Source organism: Adlercreutzia muris (assembly GCF_008831045.1).
Taxonomy (GTDB): Bacteria; Actinomycetota; Coriobacteriia; order Coriobacteriales; family Eggerthellaceae; genus Adlercreutzia; species Adlercreutzia muris.
Genome location: NZ_WAJS01000006.1, coordinates 46,739 through 62,155, shown reverse-complemented (window position 1 = coordinate 62,155; position 15,417 = coordinate 46,739). Strand labels below are relative to the sequence as shown.

Genomic DNA, 15,417 nt, shown 5'->3' with positions numbered 1-15,417 from the left:
TGCATCGCCGCCAACGTCGGCGAGGTACTGGGATTTTAGGAAGCCGAACAGAAAGGCGACATGCCGTGGGACAGAGGCATCATAGCGAGGAGCGGCGCACCATTCCCTCTACCGGGCGCGACATCCGCCTGCTGGTCATGCGGCCGGTGGCAAGCGCTCGGCCGCCCGAGCAGACGCCGGGCATCCTGTGGATTCACGGCGGCCGATTGAAGACATGCACGCGAACGCGATCTCAGATCGCATCGGGCGCTAGCAGCCGAGGCGGTCTGCCAGCTCTGCGAGGGATTCGCACATTATCGTGGGATTCTCGGCGGCAAGAGCCTCCGTGGGGAACATGCCCCAGAGGGCGGCCACCGTGGCGCAGCCGGCGGCGTTGCCGGCCTGGATGTCGAAGGGGCTATCGCCCACATAGAGGCAGCGGGTCGCATCGAGCCCCATGAGCTCGCAGGCGCGCAGCAGCGGCCCGGGCGCCGGCTTGTGCTCGGGCCAATCGTCGGGGCCGATGAGCACGGGGAAGAACTCGGCGATGCCGCTCATGGCCAGCCCTCGCTCGGCCAAAGCGTGGCGCTTCGACGTGACGACCGCCATCGGAATGCCCGCGGCCCGCAAGCGCTCGAGGGCCGCGCGCGTGTCGGGAAAGGCCCGCACCTGCGCATCGTGCACGGCCACGTTGTGCTCGCGGTAGGTCGTCAGCAAATGCTCGGCCAGGGCCTCGTCGCCTTCCGCGAAGCCGACCATCTGATCGCGCAGGGGCGTACCGACGCCGGCCATGAGCGCATCGTCGGACAGGTCGCGCCCCAGCACGTCGTTGATGGCGTAGCGCATGGAGGCGAGAATGATGTCGTAGGTGTCGATCAGCGTGCCGTCGGCATCGAACAAGATGCCCTGGATATCGTTCATAAAGCCCTTTCCGCAGTGAGGTCGATGGGATTGGTAGCCATTGTAGGTAGCCATTGTGGAACAGTTGAAGTCACCTACAGCAACGGGAGAATACCCTCCTCAAGGCGCTTTCTCAGCAGTCGCTTGTGCTCCGCGCGCCTCGGCTCCGACAGAAGCACGATGCCATAGGCCTCTTCGGGCACGCTATCTATGAGCGCATCGATGGCATCCATGTCCACCGCTGCCGCAAAACGCTCGATGGCAGCGGTCAAATCGGGGTTCGCCGTCTTTGCCATGTACTCGAAGGGATGAATGGCGCTACTGCCGCCCTCGCCATCAGAAAGCCGATAGCACGAGATGTTCGTCCCGAAAGCATCCTCATGCTCAGCCGCCTCATCTCCCAGCCGACGCGCCGCAACGCTGGGGCTGCGCTTACTGAACAGAGAGCTCCCCATATCGTAGACGGGAGCCAGCTCGTAGGCCATTGGCGCCGTCATGAGAACACCCCAGTTCCCATTGTTACGATCGGGGTTCTTAATGAAGGCATCCACCACGAACATGTCCCAAAAACGCTCGCGCACTCCCGGCACCGCCTTCAGAACATCCGACGTCTCGATAGCGGCGAGCACATCGCCGAGAAGAATAACCTCCCCATCCGACGGCGCGGAGCTGAAGCCCGCATCGTCATCGGAAAGGGCGTTCTTGATCTCCTTGAATTCGAAGAGACGCGCATTCGGGAAGGTGAAGTCGCGGCACGCGCATACGATCTTGCCGGCGCGGTACCCGAGCGTCGTCTCGTGAACCGGGATGCCCAGCAGCCCGTAGATATGCGAGCCGAGATACTCGGAAACGGGGCTCGAGGTGTACGACGGCAGATGCTTGCCCACTAGATCGCGCGTCGTACGCGGATACTTGGCAATCCAAGGCTCCCCGTTGATGAGAATGCCCTCTTTCTGCCCCGCCCGGCCTCCATAGAAAAGGCCACTCGGAGCGCAATCGCGAAGATCGGCGATTTCTATCACAGAGGACCTCCTTCAACGCCAGCGGAAACAGTGGGAAACATTGTAGCATGGCAGAAAGCCGGCTCTTGCACCTGCAGTACAATCCAAAGACCAGCGAACAATGCACTCGGACAGGTTCGGCCTCCGTCCATGAGGCTTCAACGTCATAGCACGGCTGGGAAACCAGGCGCGACACCACCGAGGAATACCTTGCCGCTGCCAACGCCGTTATTGCCAATCCGGCCTCGCTTCACAAGCTGCAAGCCGAGGACGGCGACGACCTCTACTTCCTGGAAAGCACCGGCGAGTTCGTCGTGGTCTCCCCATTACATGCTGCTATCATGGGAGAAGAGCTACGAACCGTGAAGTACTGTCTTTTTCTGTAGTGCATAAAGGAGAAGCCCATGGCGCAAAGGCGCGGCGAGGAGATCGAGCGCTGCCGATCGGTCTCGACCATCCAGCGCATGATCGGCGGGAAATGGAAGATCGAGATCCTCTTCTACATCGCCTTGAAAGACGTGCGCCACTTCGGCCAGCTGCGCCGCTGCATCGGCACTATCTCCGAATCCACGCTCTCCAAGCAGCTCAAAGAGCTGGTCGAGGACGGCTTCCTCGCCCGCACGGACTTCGGCGAGGTGCCCCCGCGCGTCGAGTACGCCCTCACGCCCCGAGGCGAGAGCTTCGTTCCCATTCTTCTGGCCATGAAGCAGTGGGGAGAGGCCGAGCTGGGGCTGTAGATGAGGTGCCGGGCTTAGGGGGCAGCCGGGCTGCATCGAATGGGCGGCGGGAACCCGACGATGACGACGTTGCGCCGAGAGAAGGTTTCAGCGCAACAAAACGTTGCTTGAATGAGGATGCCCGCCCAGCCAGAATGAAGTCAGTTCCGAAACTGAGAGAAAAGAGGCACTCATGCCGTTCAAGGAAACGCTCGTCGAGACGCGCGAGCAGCGCGGAATGACCCAGCAGGAACTCGCCAGCAAGCTCTACGTCACGCGGCAGGCGGTATCGCGCTGGGAGAACGGCGAGACCGAGCCGTCGGTGGATATGCGCAAGCTGATCGCGACGGTGCTCGACATCCCCGCGATCCGGCTCTTCGACATCGACACGACACAGCTGTGCCAATGCTGCGGGACCCCTTTCACGGTGCCCAACATGCCCCGCGGCACCGAAGCCGACGGTGCAGAGAACCCGGATTACTGCCAGTGGTGCTACGATAGCGGCCAATTCGTGTACAAAAGCGAAGACGAGCTGATCGAGAAAACGACCCCCTTCCTCATGGAGGCGACTGGCATGTCGCAGGACGAGGCCGTCTCGTTCATGGGCGTTATCGTCCCCCATTTGAAGCACTGGCAGCGATAGGGCGTCTTCAAAGCGACAGGCGCTCCACCATCGCGCTCAGCGATTCGCACATTATCGTGGGATTCTCGGCGGCAAGAGCTTCCGCGGGGAACATGCCCCAGAGGGCGGCCACCGTGGTGCAGCCGGCGGCGTTGCCGGCCCGCATGCGCTCAAGGGCCGCACGCGTGTCGGGAAAGGCCCGCGCCATCGACCGTCCTGCCGTTGCTCCTTCGTCGCCCCCTTGTCGCAGCGTCTACAGGTTGATGGCAACCCGGGTCTCTGCCGCACCGCGCCGCATTCGTCACCTACGATACTCCGAGGCGCTCGAAAAACCGTTGCGACGGCACGAGGCGCGAGGTACCGAGGACGCGGCCGCCGAGGCGGGGCGTCGGGTGAAAGGAGCTGTCATGGCCACTATTTCTGATCCGTTTGTCATGGAAGTGCCGCGGAAGCTGACCGATCAGGAGCTCATCAACGCGATCCGCCAGGACATCATCGGCGAGCTGGAAGCCATTCACGAGTACGACGCCCACGTGCAGGCGACGGACAACGAAGACGCGAAGAAAGTGCTCTCCGACATTCGCGACGAAGAGCGCGAGCATATGGGCGAGCTGTTGGAACTGCTGGAGCGCCTGGCCCCCGACGAGAAGGGCCTCCACGATGAGGGCCGCGAAGAAGTGCGCGAGATGCTGGACAAGTAGCCCTATCCGCCGAATACCACTGCGAGCATTCTGCTTGCAGCACAGAGAGAGCCCGGCACGTTACGACGACTGCCGGGCCCTTCCACGCTTACCCTCGGCCCCGGCAGCAGACCTCCCAGGCCCCCAGCCGATCAGCCAGTTCGACCCGCGAGGCGCACGGGCATCGTCACCACTCAGTTCGCGTCTGTAGACAGTCACTTCCAGATTGTCCAAAACCGTCCCAGCACGCGAACCCTCAACCACCTCATAACCAAAGTGCACTTACAACTTCGGTCTAATCGCCTATATCGAAATAGTCGCGATCAATACCCTTGATCTCATAGGTGTGCCGAACCGAGACGCCAACATTATGGGCGACCATCAAACGTGCGAGCTGATCTCCATCCACAAGCACAAGTTTTATGGCATGCTGCATACTTGCAAACTGAAGGGCGCCTTTCGAGAATCGCGCCGTTGTGATAAAAAGACCCTTTGTCGCGCCCGTTCCCGTCAAAGCGCCCACAAATGCCTGCACAAGTCGGGCCGTCCGACACTCGCATTCAGATCCCATCGCTTTGCCTGAATGTAGATGTTTTCAAAGCCGAGCTTGTCCTCGCGGATAACGCCATCGATGCCCCCTGATAACGTTTGTATGCGCAAACGTCAGTCTTCTAAGCCAGGGCAATCAGGACCTCGCCGATGGTAAGTCCGCACTGGGAAAGTACCGTTGCCATGTTGAATTGATGCACGGCATGGCGCACGACCATCGTGGTACGGTCGATTTCCGCCACCTTCGCCCGCGTCTCTTCATAGCTGTACGCTGGCGGATCGGCCACCTCCTTATCGCCGAGCACATAGGTGCTGCACTCTGCCTCAATACCAAGAATGAAGCCCTTCTCATCTTGCAGCCGGCGCAGATACTTGTTAGCGCTTGCCGACGTGAATTCCATGGCAGCCCCCTTTCTTGGACAGTCGCCGGGCACCACTCCTCGGGCAGAGCGACCGATGACAGCGTTCAGCATGCCCCAAACAATGCAGAGATCGCAAGGGGCCGATTCCGCTCCGTTGGCAACCTGTAAGGCACCATAGCCCAAACCGCGCCCCTTGCAATACCGTCGTGCTTGGCACTCACCCGATTAAGGCTGCATCCCCGAGGCGGCATACGGCGTAGACGAACCGCGGCCGATCATCGAGCCGCTGGCGCAAAGCCAAGCGCCAAGCCAGGGCGTCGCGCTCCTTCTGGAGGGCCTCCAGTGCCGCTTCCAAGGCTGCCCGTTCAGCCCGATCATCGGCGGCACAAGCCCCCACGTCGCCACAGGATTCGGCAGGGCCGGCACGGCCCGCAGCGCCACCCCCATCGGCTGCGGCTCGGCGCCCCTGAACCACTACCGCCTTGAGATCCGCCCGGCGGTAGAGCGTGCTGCGGGCCACTCCTACGCGCTGGGCCACCTGGTAGAACGACGGAGTCTTCCCCTCTGCCGCCAGGTCGTTCACCGCCGCCTGCACCCGCGCCTTCAACGACGACCCCCTTGCACCCGACGCCACCTCTACAGCCTCCCTGCTTGCTCTCGCGCTCATAGCTTCCCTCCAATTCCAAACATTTGTTCTTCTTTTGGAGGTCAGTGTAGCGCGAAAAAAGATTCCCGGTGACCCGAAGTAAGGACACAGAGCCTTGAGAAGAGCCAAACCATCCGACACTTTCCCCGTCGGACGGTTTGGCGTATGCTGGCCTTCCCGTTATTCTCTGGAAAGGATCGCCACGGACATCGCCCTTGTGCAGGAGCGCACACCAGAATTGATGAGCCAGCTGTTCGCCCTCTGGCGCCGCCTGGGGGCAGAATGACGAGACTGCCCCCAGGCGCAACGGATCGTTGCCGCTACGTCGCCGATCCGCCCCTAAGCCCGCTCCGCACACCAGGCGACCAGGGCGTCACGCAGAAAGGCCGTAGCCCCCTCGCCGGCGGCGTTGTCGTAGTAGGCCGTGAAGCGTGGATCGGCCACGTAGCCTTCGGCCAGGGCGGTGTGGGCCTCGGGCGAGTAGGCGCCCGCGCCCCAGTGCATCTGCAGCCAGCGGGCGTGCATGGCGCAGAGCTCGCACGCCTCGGCGCCTTCCGCATCGCCCGTGGATCGGGCTGCCTTCAGCTGCTCCAGAATGGCCGCGCCCAGCGCTTCCGCGTCGTTCCACTCCTCCTCGGTCAGGGCGGCCATGCGCTCGTTGGCCGCATCCACGGCCGCATCGCCATAGGCCGCGCGGACCTCGGCGCCATAGGCAGCCTCGTTCTCGGCAATCACACGGGCCTTCATGCCCTCGAATCGTTCTGCATCAGTCATCGTGCATCTTCCTTCCAGGGACGCGATGGTTTTCTCCACCGTTCCCACCAGGGTTTCCAGTTCCTTTTGCTGTGCGCGCAGCGTGACAAGATGGCCGGTCAGCGCGTCGTGGAAGTTGAACGTGGGGTCTGCCAAGGCCGCGCGGATGTCGCCCAAGGCCAGCCCGCACGACCGCAGCAGCAGAATCTGTTGCAGCCGCGCCACATCGTCGGCCCCGTAGCGCCGGTAGCCGTTGGCTGTACGAGTCGGGTGCAGCAGCCCCTCGTCCTCGTAATGGTGCAGGGCCCGCACCGTCACTCCCGCCAACTTCGCCAACTGCCCCACCGTGTAGGCCGTTTCTTCCATAGGTACCTCTTCCATCCATCCTGTCGAGCCCCAGCATAAACCCTTACGCTGCGGAAGGGTCAAGGGAAGATTTTATCGTCAAGCCAAAAAATGCCGCTGGCGACAAAAGGAGGAGGCAGCCCCGTGGGACTGCCTCCTCCGCACATAAGAGACGACCGAGAAGATAAGCACCGGGCGGATGCCGCAGTGCCAACGGCCCCGCGTCGGCTACTTCCTCAGCAGCAGCTGGCACAACACCGTGAAAGCGCACACGCCGAGCGCGAAGATGCCCACGGTCAGCACGACCTCCGGCACCGTGGGGGCATACACGCCCATGATCGCCCACATATCGGCAGCACCCCCGGTCTGAGCCGCCGCGCTGCCCAGGGTGATGCCCGGGCCGCCGACGATGTTGGGCACGGCGAACCCGGTGAACATGAGCCAGCAGCGCTTGCAGAACACGCCGGCCACCACGAGCACAGCCGCCACGCCCACGATCTTCATGTTGCGGCGGTTCTTCGCGAACACCAAGAGGCAGAAGGGAATCACCAGGCCGCACACCACTTCGAACCAAAAGAAGGGAGCCGTGCCGCCGAACAGCAGCGTGTTCACCACGGCCAGGCCGCCCTCGGTGCCGTTGTAAGCCGTCGTGAGGATCTCGCAGCCGATGAAGTAGGCGTCCACGGCGATGCAGGTGCACAAAAGCCCCGCCAAACTCGTGATCAGCTCGTTGGGCGTCTGGAACACGCCGCGCGCCCGGAGGCCGAACAGGGCAAGCACCAGCAGAGCCAGGCCAGAGTCCAAAGCCGAGGCCACGAAGATGGGCGCCAGAATGGCGGTGTGCCAGGCCTCGCGGGCAATTTCCAAGCCGAAAATCCACGCGGTCACGGAGTGCACGAGGATGGCCACCGGCAGCGCGAAGCGCGACACCACCGCCACCTTCGCCGGATCGGCCTTCGCCGAGCACATAAAGTACAGGTACACCAGGTTAATGACCAGGTACAGCGTGATAACGATCATGTCCCAGGCCAGAGGCGACATGAAGTTCAGCCCCGTCACCATGCGCCAGATGCGCTGGATACCGCCGAGGTCCACGAGCACGCAGACTCCCGCGCAGCAGATGCACACGAGCGACAGGATGACAGCCGGCAGCGCCACGGCCTTGTACTTCTTAATGCCGAAGATGGAGGCCGACGAGGCCACAATGAGGCCGCCGGCGGACAGGCCGACGAAGAACATGAAGCAGGTGAGGTAGAGCCCCCAGCTCGTGGAGTTGTTCATGCCGGTTATGCCGAGCCCGAACATCAGCTGGTAGACGTACACGCCGGCGCCCACGAGGGCCAGCACGCCCGACCCGACGACAAGCGGGTTTTTCATCAACGAAGTCATAGCACAATCCCCCTAGCGAACGTAGAAAACCTGCGGGCGCGTGCCCTTATCTTCCAGCAGAACTTCGGCGCTGCCCTCGCGGCGCAGGCGCGACACGGCGGAATCGGGATCGTCCAGATCGCCGAAGATGCGCGCATCGCCGGGGCAGCAGTGCACGCACATGGGCACCTCGCCCTCGTCGGTGCGCTCCTTGCACAGGGTGCACTTCTCCATCACGCCGCGGCTGCGCTCGGGCACTCGCGCATCCCCATAGGCAGCCCCCGTGGCGCGCACGGGCTCGTTCCAGTTGAACGTGCGGGCGTTGTAGGGGCAGGCGGCCATGCACATACGGCAGCCGATGCACTTGTCGTAGTCGATTTCCACGCGCCCCATATCATCCTTGTAGGTGGCGCCGGTGGGGCACACCCGCTCGCAGGCGGGGTTCTCGCAATGCTGGCACGCCAGGGGCAGGTAGGTGCGCGTGAGGTGCGGGTAGACGCCCTCGGCGCCGTCGAACTGCTCGCAGCCCTCGGTCAGCACCCGGTTCCACAGCATTCCGTCGGGCACGTTGTTCTGCATCTTGCAGGCCACCGCACAGGTGTTGCAACCAATGCAGCGGCGCAGGTTGATGCCGATGGCAAGCTTCGTCATGGCTACTCACCAGCTTTCTTGATCTCGATGAGCGTATCGTTGTAGGGAATCATGGGGCCGAAGGGCAGCGCATAGCCGCGCTCGTTCAGCGTATCGTTGGACACCGCCTGCATAATGGTGCCGTCCAGGTACTGGCGGTAGGTGCTCTCCACCATGAAGGCGCTCTCGGGGCGCACCGACTCGTTCAGCCGCAGCACGGTGCGGAAGGAGCCGCGGTCGTTGAACACCTCCACCGCATCGCCGTCCTCCAGGCCGCGGGCGGCGGCATCCACCGGGTTCAGCTCGATGTGGGGCTCGCTCACCTCCTGAATCCACTTCGCACCCGAGTAGGCCGAGTGCACGCGGAAGCGGGAGCGGGCCTGGTTGAACTGCAGCGGATACTTCTCGCGCAGCGGGTTTTCCGGATAGGCCTCGCACGGCTGCTCCCAAGCGGGGAACGCCTGGCCGAATTGCAGCAGCGCCTCGTAGTAGGGCTCCTGCTTGCCCGATGCCGTTCCGTAGGTGAAGCCCACCTCGGGCGCAATGAGGTCCTCCGACCCGATGAGGCGCAAAGCGCCCCCGGCTTCCTGGAGCTTCTCCAAGGTGAAGCCGGCCACCTGCGGGTCGTCGGTGGTCAAAAGCGCCCGCGCATATTCCTCGCCGTCGGCCGGGAACACGTCTCCCAGTCCCATGGCCTCGGCGATGCCCTTTTCGATGTAGAAGTCCGACTTGCTCTCGAACAGCGGGTCGAGCACCTTCAGGTTGGCCAGAATATGGGCGTTGGCGCACTTGATGCCGCCCACGGCATCGGCGCACTCGAACTTGCTGCACGAGGGCAGCACCAGATCGACGAAATCGGTCACCGAACTGTGATAGATGTCAGCCAGGCACACGAAGTCGAGCGAGTCGATCCACTCCAGGGTCTTGTTCCAGTTCGCGGCCTTCTGGGTGGGAATGTCGCCGAAGAACATCGCGCCGTGGATGGTGTCGCCCTTGACCACATCGTAGAAGCCCTGGGGACTGGGTGCCGGCGCCATGCCCTCGGGAAGCGGCCAGGCGCCCAGGTGCGCCTCGTAGGGCGTCACGTGGTAGCCGTAGATGCCGCAGCCGGTGCCGCGCTTGCCGTAGTTGCCCGTGAGCGAGGCGATGAGCGCGTAGCAGTGGCCGGCGACGTCGTTGTTGCCGAACTTGTCGATGCCGCCCACGCCGTTATCGATGATGGAGGGGCCGGCCGCGTACTGGGTGGCCACATCGGCCACCACATCGGCGGGAATGTCGCAGGTGGCGGCAGTCCATTCCAAGGTGTAGGGCTCCATGTCCTTCCGCAGGCGCGTGAACTGGGTGAGGTAGCGCTTGCCGTTAACGGTGAACTCGCCTTCCAGGGCGGCAGCAACGCCCGCGGTCTCCTGGGGCACCGCCGCGTTCGTGTTCTCGTCCCACACGTAGAAGGTCTTCAACTCCACCGGCTCGCCGGTCTCGGGATCGGTGCCCGGCGTCACGTCCACCAGGCACGCACCCGTTTCCGCATCGATTAGGAACGGCAGCGACGTGTGGGCGAGCACGTGCTCGCGATCGAACAGGTCCTCATCCAGGATGTACTTCGTCATGCCAAGGAAGAACGCCGGGTCGGTGCCGGCCCGCAGGTTCACCCACTGGTCGGCCTTGCCCGCCGTGGGGCTGAAGCGCGGGTCCAGGCAGATGAACTTCGTGCCCGCCTCCTGCGCGTCCAGCATACCGCGCGACCAGGTGAGGCTCGTCTCCACCAGGTTCGTGTTGGCCAGAATGACCACGGCAGCCTCGGGCCACTCCCATATAGTGTTCTGCGCGAACATGCCGATCCAGGGCGAGAAGGCCATGATCTGCCCGTTGCCCTGGCCCATGTCGTAGCCGTTCATGCCGCCGGCCTGGGCCCCCAGCACGCTGGCCAGAAGCGGTGGGAAGCGCTGCGAGGCCTCGGTGGAGAACTGGATCCACAGGGCATCCTTGCCGTACTTGTCCTGGATGGCCTTGAAGTTCTCGGCGATCATCTGGAAGGCCTCCTCCCAGCTGATGGCCTCGAACTCGCCGCTTCCCCGCTCGCCCACGCGCTTCATGGGGCGCTGGATACGCGCCTCGCCGTAGATGTTCTGCACCTCGGAAAGGCCCTTCAGGCACACGTTCTGGAAACGATGGTCCTCATTGGGGCGCGGCTGGATCATCGCGAGCCGCCCGTCACGCACAGTGCACTGCAGCATGCAATTGCACAGGCAATGCTCGTTGTGATAGGTAAAGGCTTGGGTCTCGCCCGCCGATCCCGCGGCCGGCGAACCAGCTGCCTCGGCGATGCCCGCCAAACTCGCGCCCGTGAAGCCGACCGCACCGACGGCAGCGGCGGTTTTCAGGAAACTGCGGCGGCTGAGCACGCCGCTCCTCGTTTTCTGCTCCATGGTGTCCTCCTGCTCTTCTCGTACCCGTCTTTGGCCGCTCGCGCCTTCCCCAAGGCCAGCGGCGATTCCTGGGTGCAGTCTACGAAGCGTCAACAGGGAAATCACTGCCCATTTGAGAGAGAGCGGGGCTTATACCCCATTTTTGGAAATGTGGGCATTAACGAGATCGCCGAAACGGCGTTATACCCGCTAAGATACGAACAACGAGAAGAAGCAGGGCCGCGAGGAGGGGACGATGGTCGATAGGAAAAGCGATCTGCGCGTCGTGCGCACGCGCAACGCCCTGCGCGGGGCCTTCGAGGAGCTGATCGCCGAAACGACCCTCGACAAGATCACCGTGAAGGCCCTCACTGACCGCGCCGGCATCAACCGCAAGACCTTCTACCTGCACTACGAGACCATCGAGGCCTTCTACGACGAGATCATGAACGGCATCATGGACGAATTCTTCGCCTACTATGAGAAGACCCCCGACGATCCGTGGGATATGGACGGCCACGCCCGGCGGTTCTTCCGCTACCTGGCCGCCCAGCCGCCCATGATCGAGCGGCTCGTCTGCTCGCCGAGCTTCTACGACTTCGGCGAGCGCATCTACGCCACCCAGATGAACCGCTACCGCGCTTTCGCCGACGAGCTGTTCTGGCGCGAGGGCATCACGCCCGACCAGGAGGAGCTCGTGTGCGCCCTCATCCGCAACATGGCCCTGGAGTGCTATCGCGAATGGGTGCGCGCGGGGAAGGTGGTGCCCGTGGAAGATGCCGCCCAGCTGCTGGGGTCCATGACGCTCCACAGCGTGGAGCACCTCATGAGCCCCCGGCCCGAGGCATCCTAGAACAGCGACAGCTGGTCGGGGTCGGCAGAACGCTTCGGGCGCTGTGCGGGCACGGGCTCCTCTTCGGAGGTAAGGGGAACGGGCGCGTGGCGGTCGAGCAGGGCACGGGCATCGGCGGCGGCGTTCAGCCACGCGAGCGCCTCCGGAGCCGTGAGCGACAGCGGCATGCGGGTGTGCACGGCGCCCACCACGGCATCGGGTTCGCAGGTCACCAGCACGAAGCGGTCGCCCAGGCGCAGGCCGGCTAGCAGCAGCGCCTCGCTTCCGCGGGCGGAAAACCGGTACTGGGGGCGCCGACCCGAGGGCGCGTCCACGTTCCGCGTCTCGTAGAAGGCGTGCACCGGCACGATGCAGCGGGCCTGCTCCATGGCCTTATGCCACAGGCCCGATCCGCCCAGCGCCGACTCGATGCGCGCGTTGAACACAAGCCCCCGCTTCCAGGGCACTTCCACACCCCAGGCCAGATCAGCGCGCGCAAGTTCGTCGCCCTCCGCGATGATGGCCGGGCTTTCCGCGCCCGGATAGCAATCGATGGCCTCAAGCGGAACCTTGGCCGGACGCCCGAACGACAGCGGTGCCACCGACGCCGCACCCGCCCCGAGCGCCACCGCCCGGCGCACCGCGTACAGCCAGTCCACCACCGCATCGGCCTCTTTCCCACTCACCATCTCAAACCGGTGGCACACCGAAACCTCCATTCTGCGGCTACCTCAAGCAAAACCTGACGGCCGTGGCCCTCTGTTGACCGCACCTGCAAACCGCCTCAAAAGCCCCTCGATAAGCCCTACACGAATGGCAGCACGATCTTGAAAGGCCCCTCATCGGCCCCAAGAACCGCCTCGCCTTCTAGTCCCAACGCCTCGGGAGTCGATGAACGTTTGGACTGCCGCCCACATTCCCTCTACTACCATGTAGCCCCGAAAATGCGCGAGAAGCCGCGCGTGCAGAAAGTCCGGCACAGCGGCGCGGGCGGCGCAGCATTCCCTCACCGTTGCAAGGGCGTCATCGTTCACGCCTACCGTCCAGCAAAACTCCTCGAAGTCCATCGGAAACATGGTGACTTCGGTGACGAAGCCGACAGGGTACGAGCGCACATGCCCCAGCTCAATTCCCAGCGTCGAGCCAGAGAACGCGTAAGAGTAGCGGCCGTCTTACTTTTCTGCCCTCGCCAGCGTTCCAGGGTCTTAAAGGCCTTGCGTTTGGACATATCATCATCGCCTGCCATTTTACCTGCACCAGCGGAATTACACTTTTGCAAATCTTTATTTTGATGATTCTGGCACTTTTGCAAATCTTCTACGAGGCATCTTCTGCGCTTATAAAGCGATTCGTACGTACAGCAAAATTGACGACCATCTCTCGCAGAATGAGCCGCCCAAGGACTATAATTCTTGCTCTTCTTAGAAGTTGAAAGAAGGAGAACCCCCATGGCCGATACCGTTCTGTTCCTGGAATATCCCAAGTGCTCTACCTGCCAGAAGGCGAAGAAGTGGCTGGATGCGCAGAGCGTAACTTACACCGACCGCGACATCGTGACCGACAACCCCACCGCCGACGAGCTGCGGCACTGGCACGAGCGCAGCGGCCTGCCGCTCAAGCGCTTCTTCAACACGAGCGGCATGCTCTATCGCGAGATGGAGCTGTCGAAGAAGCTGCCTGACCTGTCCGAGGAGGAGCAGTACGCCCTGCTTGCCACCAACGGCATGCTCGTGAAGCGCCCCCTCCTCGTCACCGATGCCACCGTCATCCCCGGCTTCAAGGAAGCCACCTGGGAAGCCGCGCTTAAAGCGTAGGCAGCGCGCAGAACGGCGCAAGGGGGCCCCTGGCGCAGAAAGCCCGGCCGCCGAAGCAGCCGGGCTCGAAAGGGAGGGCGCCATCGTGCCCCGAACGCACGAGTCCCGCCGGCTTATGGGGAAGCGCCGGCGGGACTCGTGAGCGCCGTCGATGAGGGGAGGGGGAAGGGTCGACGGCCAAAGGTATGCGACTGCGCCGCCCGAAGACGGCGCAGGAATCGCTGGGCTACAGCGTGGGGAAGTAGTCGTTCACGGCGTGGTCGGCCGCCCAGTAGCCCGACACGCGGGCCCACAGCTGGGTGGAACCGGGCGCGCAGGACACGTCGTAGTAGGGGCCGAACAGGGCGCCGGCATCGGAGCCGCCGGCGTACAGGCCGGGAATCGGCTTGAAATCGTTGCGGATGACGCGGGCGTACTCGTCCACCTTCAGGCCGCCCACGGTGTTGTAGAAGGCCAGCAGGCAGCGGAAGCCGTAGAAGGGCGGCGTGTCCATCTTGCGCAGGAACTCCGGCGCCTTCAGGAAGTCGTGGTCGTAGCCGCCGTCGCAGTAGCCGTTGTACTTGTCCACCTCGGCCTTCAAGGCGGCGGGCTCCATGCCCAGCATCTCGGCCAATTCCTCGATGGTGTCGGCCTTGAACACGCGCGGGTTATCGCGGACGATGGCCGCGTCGATCTCCTCCTGGAAGTGGGGCACCGGCTCGCCGGGCTCGAAATAGTTGGCGCGGCGGGTGACGACGCCCTCGGCCATGATCTTGTCGACGAAGGCCTGGTCGATCACGGCGAAGACGTGCTGCTGCTGGGAGCCGATGTTGCCGGACAGCGTCCAGTCCTTGATGACGCTCTCGTCGCAGAAACGACGGCCGTCCTGGTTCAGGAATATCTCGTCGGCCTGGTTCACGCCGCACACGGTGAGCGCCCCCTTGTTGTAGTGGCCGGGGAGGATCCAGCTGCAGTAGTTGATCGCCTCGGGATGGTGCAGCAGCGCGCCCAGCTCGAGGCCCATGTTCAGGCCGTCACCGCGCTGGGTACCCATGGAGCCGCGGGGGATAACGCAGTCGTAGGGCACGTTGGTGTAGTGCTCGAACATTTCCTTGTTGGCCGCGAAGCCACCGGTGCACAAGTCCACGGCCTTGGCGTTCACCTGGGTGATCTCACCGGTGCGGCTCTTGCACAGCACGCCGGTCACCGCACCCGCCTCGTTGGTGAGCAGCTGATAGGCGCGGGCGTCGAAGAGGAACTGCACGCCCAAGTCCTGGGCCAGCTGGTACATAGTATAGATGGCGTTCAGACCGCCGGAGGTGCCGTCCTCGCCATGGTCGTACTTGCCCTTCTCGTTGTAGGTGATGCCCTGAAAGTCGGTGGTCCAGGCGCGCACCTTCTCACCGTCGTCGGCGTAGCGCCGCGTGACGATGGTGTTGCTCGCGTAACGATGGTAGGAGGCCAAACCGTCGTAGTAGTGATCGGCCGCGCCCACGTTCTCCAGCGCGTTGTCGGTGCCCATGGCCACGTTGCCGATGTTCTCCACATAGCGGGAGTTGCCGCCGATACCGTTTTCCGTGTTCACGTCCACGAGAATGACCTTGGCGCCCAGCTCGGCGGCGCGGGTGGCCGCGCACAGGCCGGTGGTGCCGCTGCCGCACACCACGAAGTCACAGTCGTAGGTGGCGGTTACATCGCCGGCTGGGGCGGCCTCATCCGCCTCGTCGGCGTGGGCGGCCTCGGGGACGAGCCCCAGGGCGCTTGCGGCCAAAGCGGCGGCGCCCAGGGTGGTGGAGCCGAGCAGGAAGCTGCGGCGAGAGAGTTCTTGTGTCATGA

18 protein-coding genes are annotated in these 15,417 nt (G+C 63.6%); 5 read left to right on the top strand and 13 right to left on the bottom strand.

Annotated elements, in window-relative coordinates:
- Positions 1–249: 249 nt before the first annotated feature.
- Positions 250–900, bottom strand: a complete 651-nt coding sequence (locus F8D48_RS02960; protein WP_151429896.1) for an HAD family hydrolase — start codon at positions 898–900, stop codon at positions 250–252.
- Between the two features lie 74 nt (positions 901–974).
- The gene (locus F8D48_RS02955; RefSeq protein ID WP_240806194.1) at positions 975–1,901 is read right to left on the bottom strand and encodes a HipA domain-containing protein; all 927 of its coding nucleotides are present in this window, start codon (positions 1,899–1,901) and stop codon (positions 975–977) included.
- Positions 1,902–2,284: 383 nt separating this feature from the next.
- On the opposite strand from F8D48_RS02955, the gene F8D48_RS02950 reads away from it, so the two are divergent.
- On the top strand, positions 2,285–2,617 hold the full coding sequence (locus tag F8D48_RS02950) for a winged helix-turn-helix transcriptional regulator (protein WP_151429895.1): 333 nt from the start codon (positions 2,285–2,287) through the stop codon (positions 2,615–2,617).
- A 172-nt stretch (positions 2,618–2,789) separates the two neighbouring features.
- The gene (locus tag F8D48_RS02945; protein WP_135969944.1) at positions 2,790–3,239 is read left to right on the top strand and encodes a zinc ribbon domain-containing protein; all 450 of its coding nucleotides are present in this window, start codon (positions 2,790–2,792) and stop codon (positions 3,237–3,239) included.
- Between the two features lie 7 nt (positions 3,240–3,246).
- On the opposite strand, the gene F8D48_RS02940 is transcribed toward F8D48_RS02945, so the two are convergent.
- On the bottom strand, positions 3,247–3,426 hold the full coding sequence (locus tag F8D48_RS02940; protein WP_135969945.1) for an HAD family hydrolase: 180 nt from the start codon (positions 3,424–3,426) through the stop codon (positions 3,247–3,249).
- A gap of 199 nt (positions 3,427–3,625) precedes the next feature.
- Here F8D48_RS02940 and F8D48_RS02935 point away from each other — a divergent pair, with 199 nt between their 5' ends.
- On the top strand, positions 3,626–3,919 hold the full coding sequence (locus F8D48_RS02935) for a ferritin family protein (protein ID WP_135969946.1): 294 nt from the start codon (positions 3,626–3,628) through the stop codon (positions 3,917–3,919).
- Positions 3,920–4,193: 274 nt separating this feature from the next.
- Here F8D48_RS02935 and F8D48_RS12230 read toward each other — a convergent pair whose 3' ends face one another.
- From F8D48_RS12230 to F8D48_RS02900, 8 genes are all read right to left on the bottom strand, one after another.
- On the bottom strand, positions 4,194–4,469 hold the full coding sequence (locus F8D48_RS12230) for a restriction endonuclease (RefSeq protein WP_420868752.1): 276 nt from the start codon (positions 4,467–4,469) through the stop codon (positions 4,194–4,196).
- Positions 4,409–4,558, bottom strand: coding sequence for a restriction endonuclease (locus F8D48_RS12225; protein ID WP_205717316.1), 150 nt, complete (start codon positions 4,556–4,558; stop codon positions 4,409–4,411). The genes F8D48_RS12230 and F8D48_RS12225 overlap by 61 nt, the downstream gene beginning before the upstream one ends.
- A gap of 11 nt (positions 4,559–4,569) precedes the next feature.
- Positions 4,570–4,848: a hypothetical protein gene (locus F8D48_RS02925; protein WP_151429894.1), complete on the bottom strand. Its 279-nt coding sequence runs from the start codon at positions 4,846–4,848 to the stop codon at positions 4,570–4,572.
- A gap of 178 nt (positions 4,849–5,026) precedes the next feature.
- Entirely contained in the window at positions 5,027–5,476 is a 450-nt protein-coding gene (locus F8D48_RS02920; RefSeq protein WP_135969949.1) for a hypothetical protein, read from the bottom strand.
- 318 nt (positions 5,477–5,794) lie between these two features.
- The gene (locus F8D48_RS02915) at positions 5,795–6,574 is read right to left on the bottom strand and encodes a MerR family transcriptional regulator (protein WP_151429893.1); all 780 of its coding nucleotides are present in this window, start codon (positions 6,572–6,574) and stop codon (positions 5,795–5,797) included.
- Between the two features lie 207 nt (positions 6,575–6,781).
- Positions 6,782–7,942 carry an NrfD/PsrC family molybdoenzyme membrane anchor subunit gene (gene nrfD, locus F8D48_RS02910; protein WP_151429892.1) on the bottom strand — a complete coding sequence of 387 codons (1,161 nt, stop codon included), beginning with the start codon at positions 7,940–7,942 and terminating at the stop codon, positions 6,782–6,784.
- Between the two features lie 12 nt (positions 7,943–7,954).
- Complete coding sequence (locus F8D48_RS02905) at positions 7,955–8,572, bottom strand: 4Fe-4S dicluster domain-containing protein (RefSeq protein ID WP_016309947.1); 618 nt, start codon at positions 8,570–8,572, stop codon at positions 7,955–7,957.
- Between the two features lie 2 nt (positions 8,573–8,574).
- Positions 8,575–10,977, bottom strand: coding sequence for a molybdopterin-dependent oxidoreductase (locus F8D48_RS02900; protein ID WP_151429891.1), 2,403 nt, complete (start codon positions 10,975–10,977; stop codon positions 8,575–8,577).
- Between the two features lie 235 nt (positions 10,978–11,212).
- Between F8D48_RS02900 and F8D48_RS02895 the strand changes: the two genes are divergently transcribed.
- Positions 11,213–11,809: a TetR/AcrR family transcriptional regulator gene (locus F8D48_RS02895; protein WP_016309949.1), complete on the top strand. Its 597-nt coding sequence runs from the start codon at positions 11,213–11,215 to the stop codon at positions 11,807–11,809.
- Here the strand turns inward: F8D48_RS02895 and F8D48_RS02890 are convergent.
- Positions 11,806–12,507 (bottom strand): SOS response-associated peptidase family protein, encoded by a 702-nt coding sequence (locus F8D48_RS02890; protein WP_151429890.1) that lies wholly within the window; start codon positions 12,505–12,507, stop codon positions 11,806–11,808. The two genes, F8D48_RS02895 and F8D48_RS02890, sit on opposite strands and share 4 nt — an antisense overlap.
- A 729-nt stretch (positions 12,508–13,236) precedes the next feature.
- Here F8D48_RS02890 and F8D48_RS02885 point away from each other — a divergent pair.
- The gene (locus tag F8D48_RS02885; RefSeq protein WP_151429889.1) at positions 13,237–13,602 is read left to right on the top strand and encodes an arsenate reductase family protein; all 366 of its coding nucleotides are present in this window, start codon (positions 13,237–13,239) and stop codon (positions 13,600–13,602) included.
- A 226-nt stretch (positions 13,603–13,828) separates the two neighbouring features.
- Here F8D48_RS02885 and F8D48_RS02880 read toward each other — a convergent pair whose 3' ends face one another.
- Entirely contained in the window at positions 13,829–15,415 is a 1,587-nt protein-coding gene (locus F8D48_RS02880) for an FAD-dependent oxidoreductase (RefSeq protein ID WP_151429888.1), read from the bottom strand.
- Positions 15,416–15,417 lie beyond the last annotated feature (2 nt).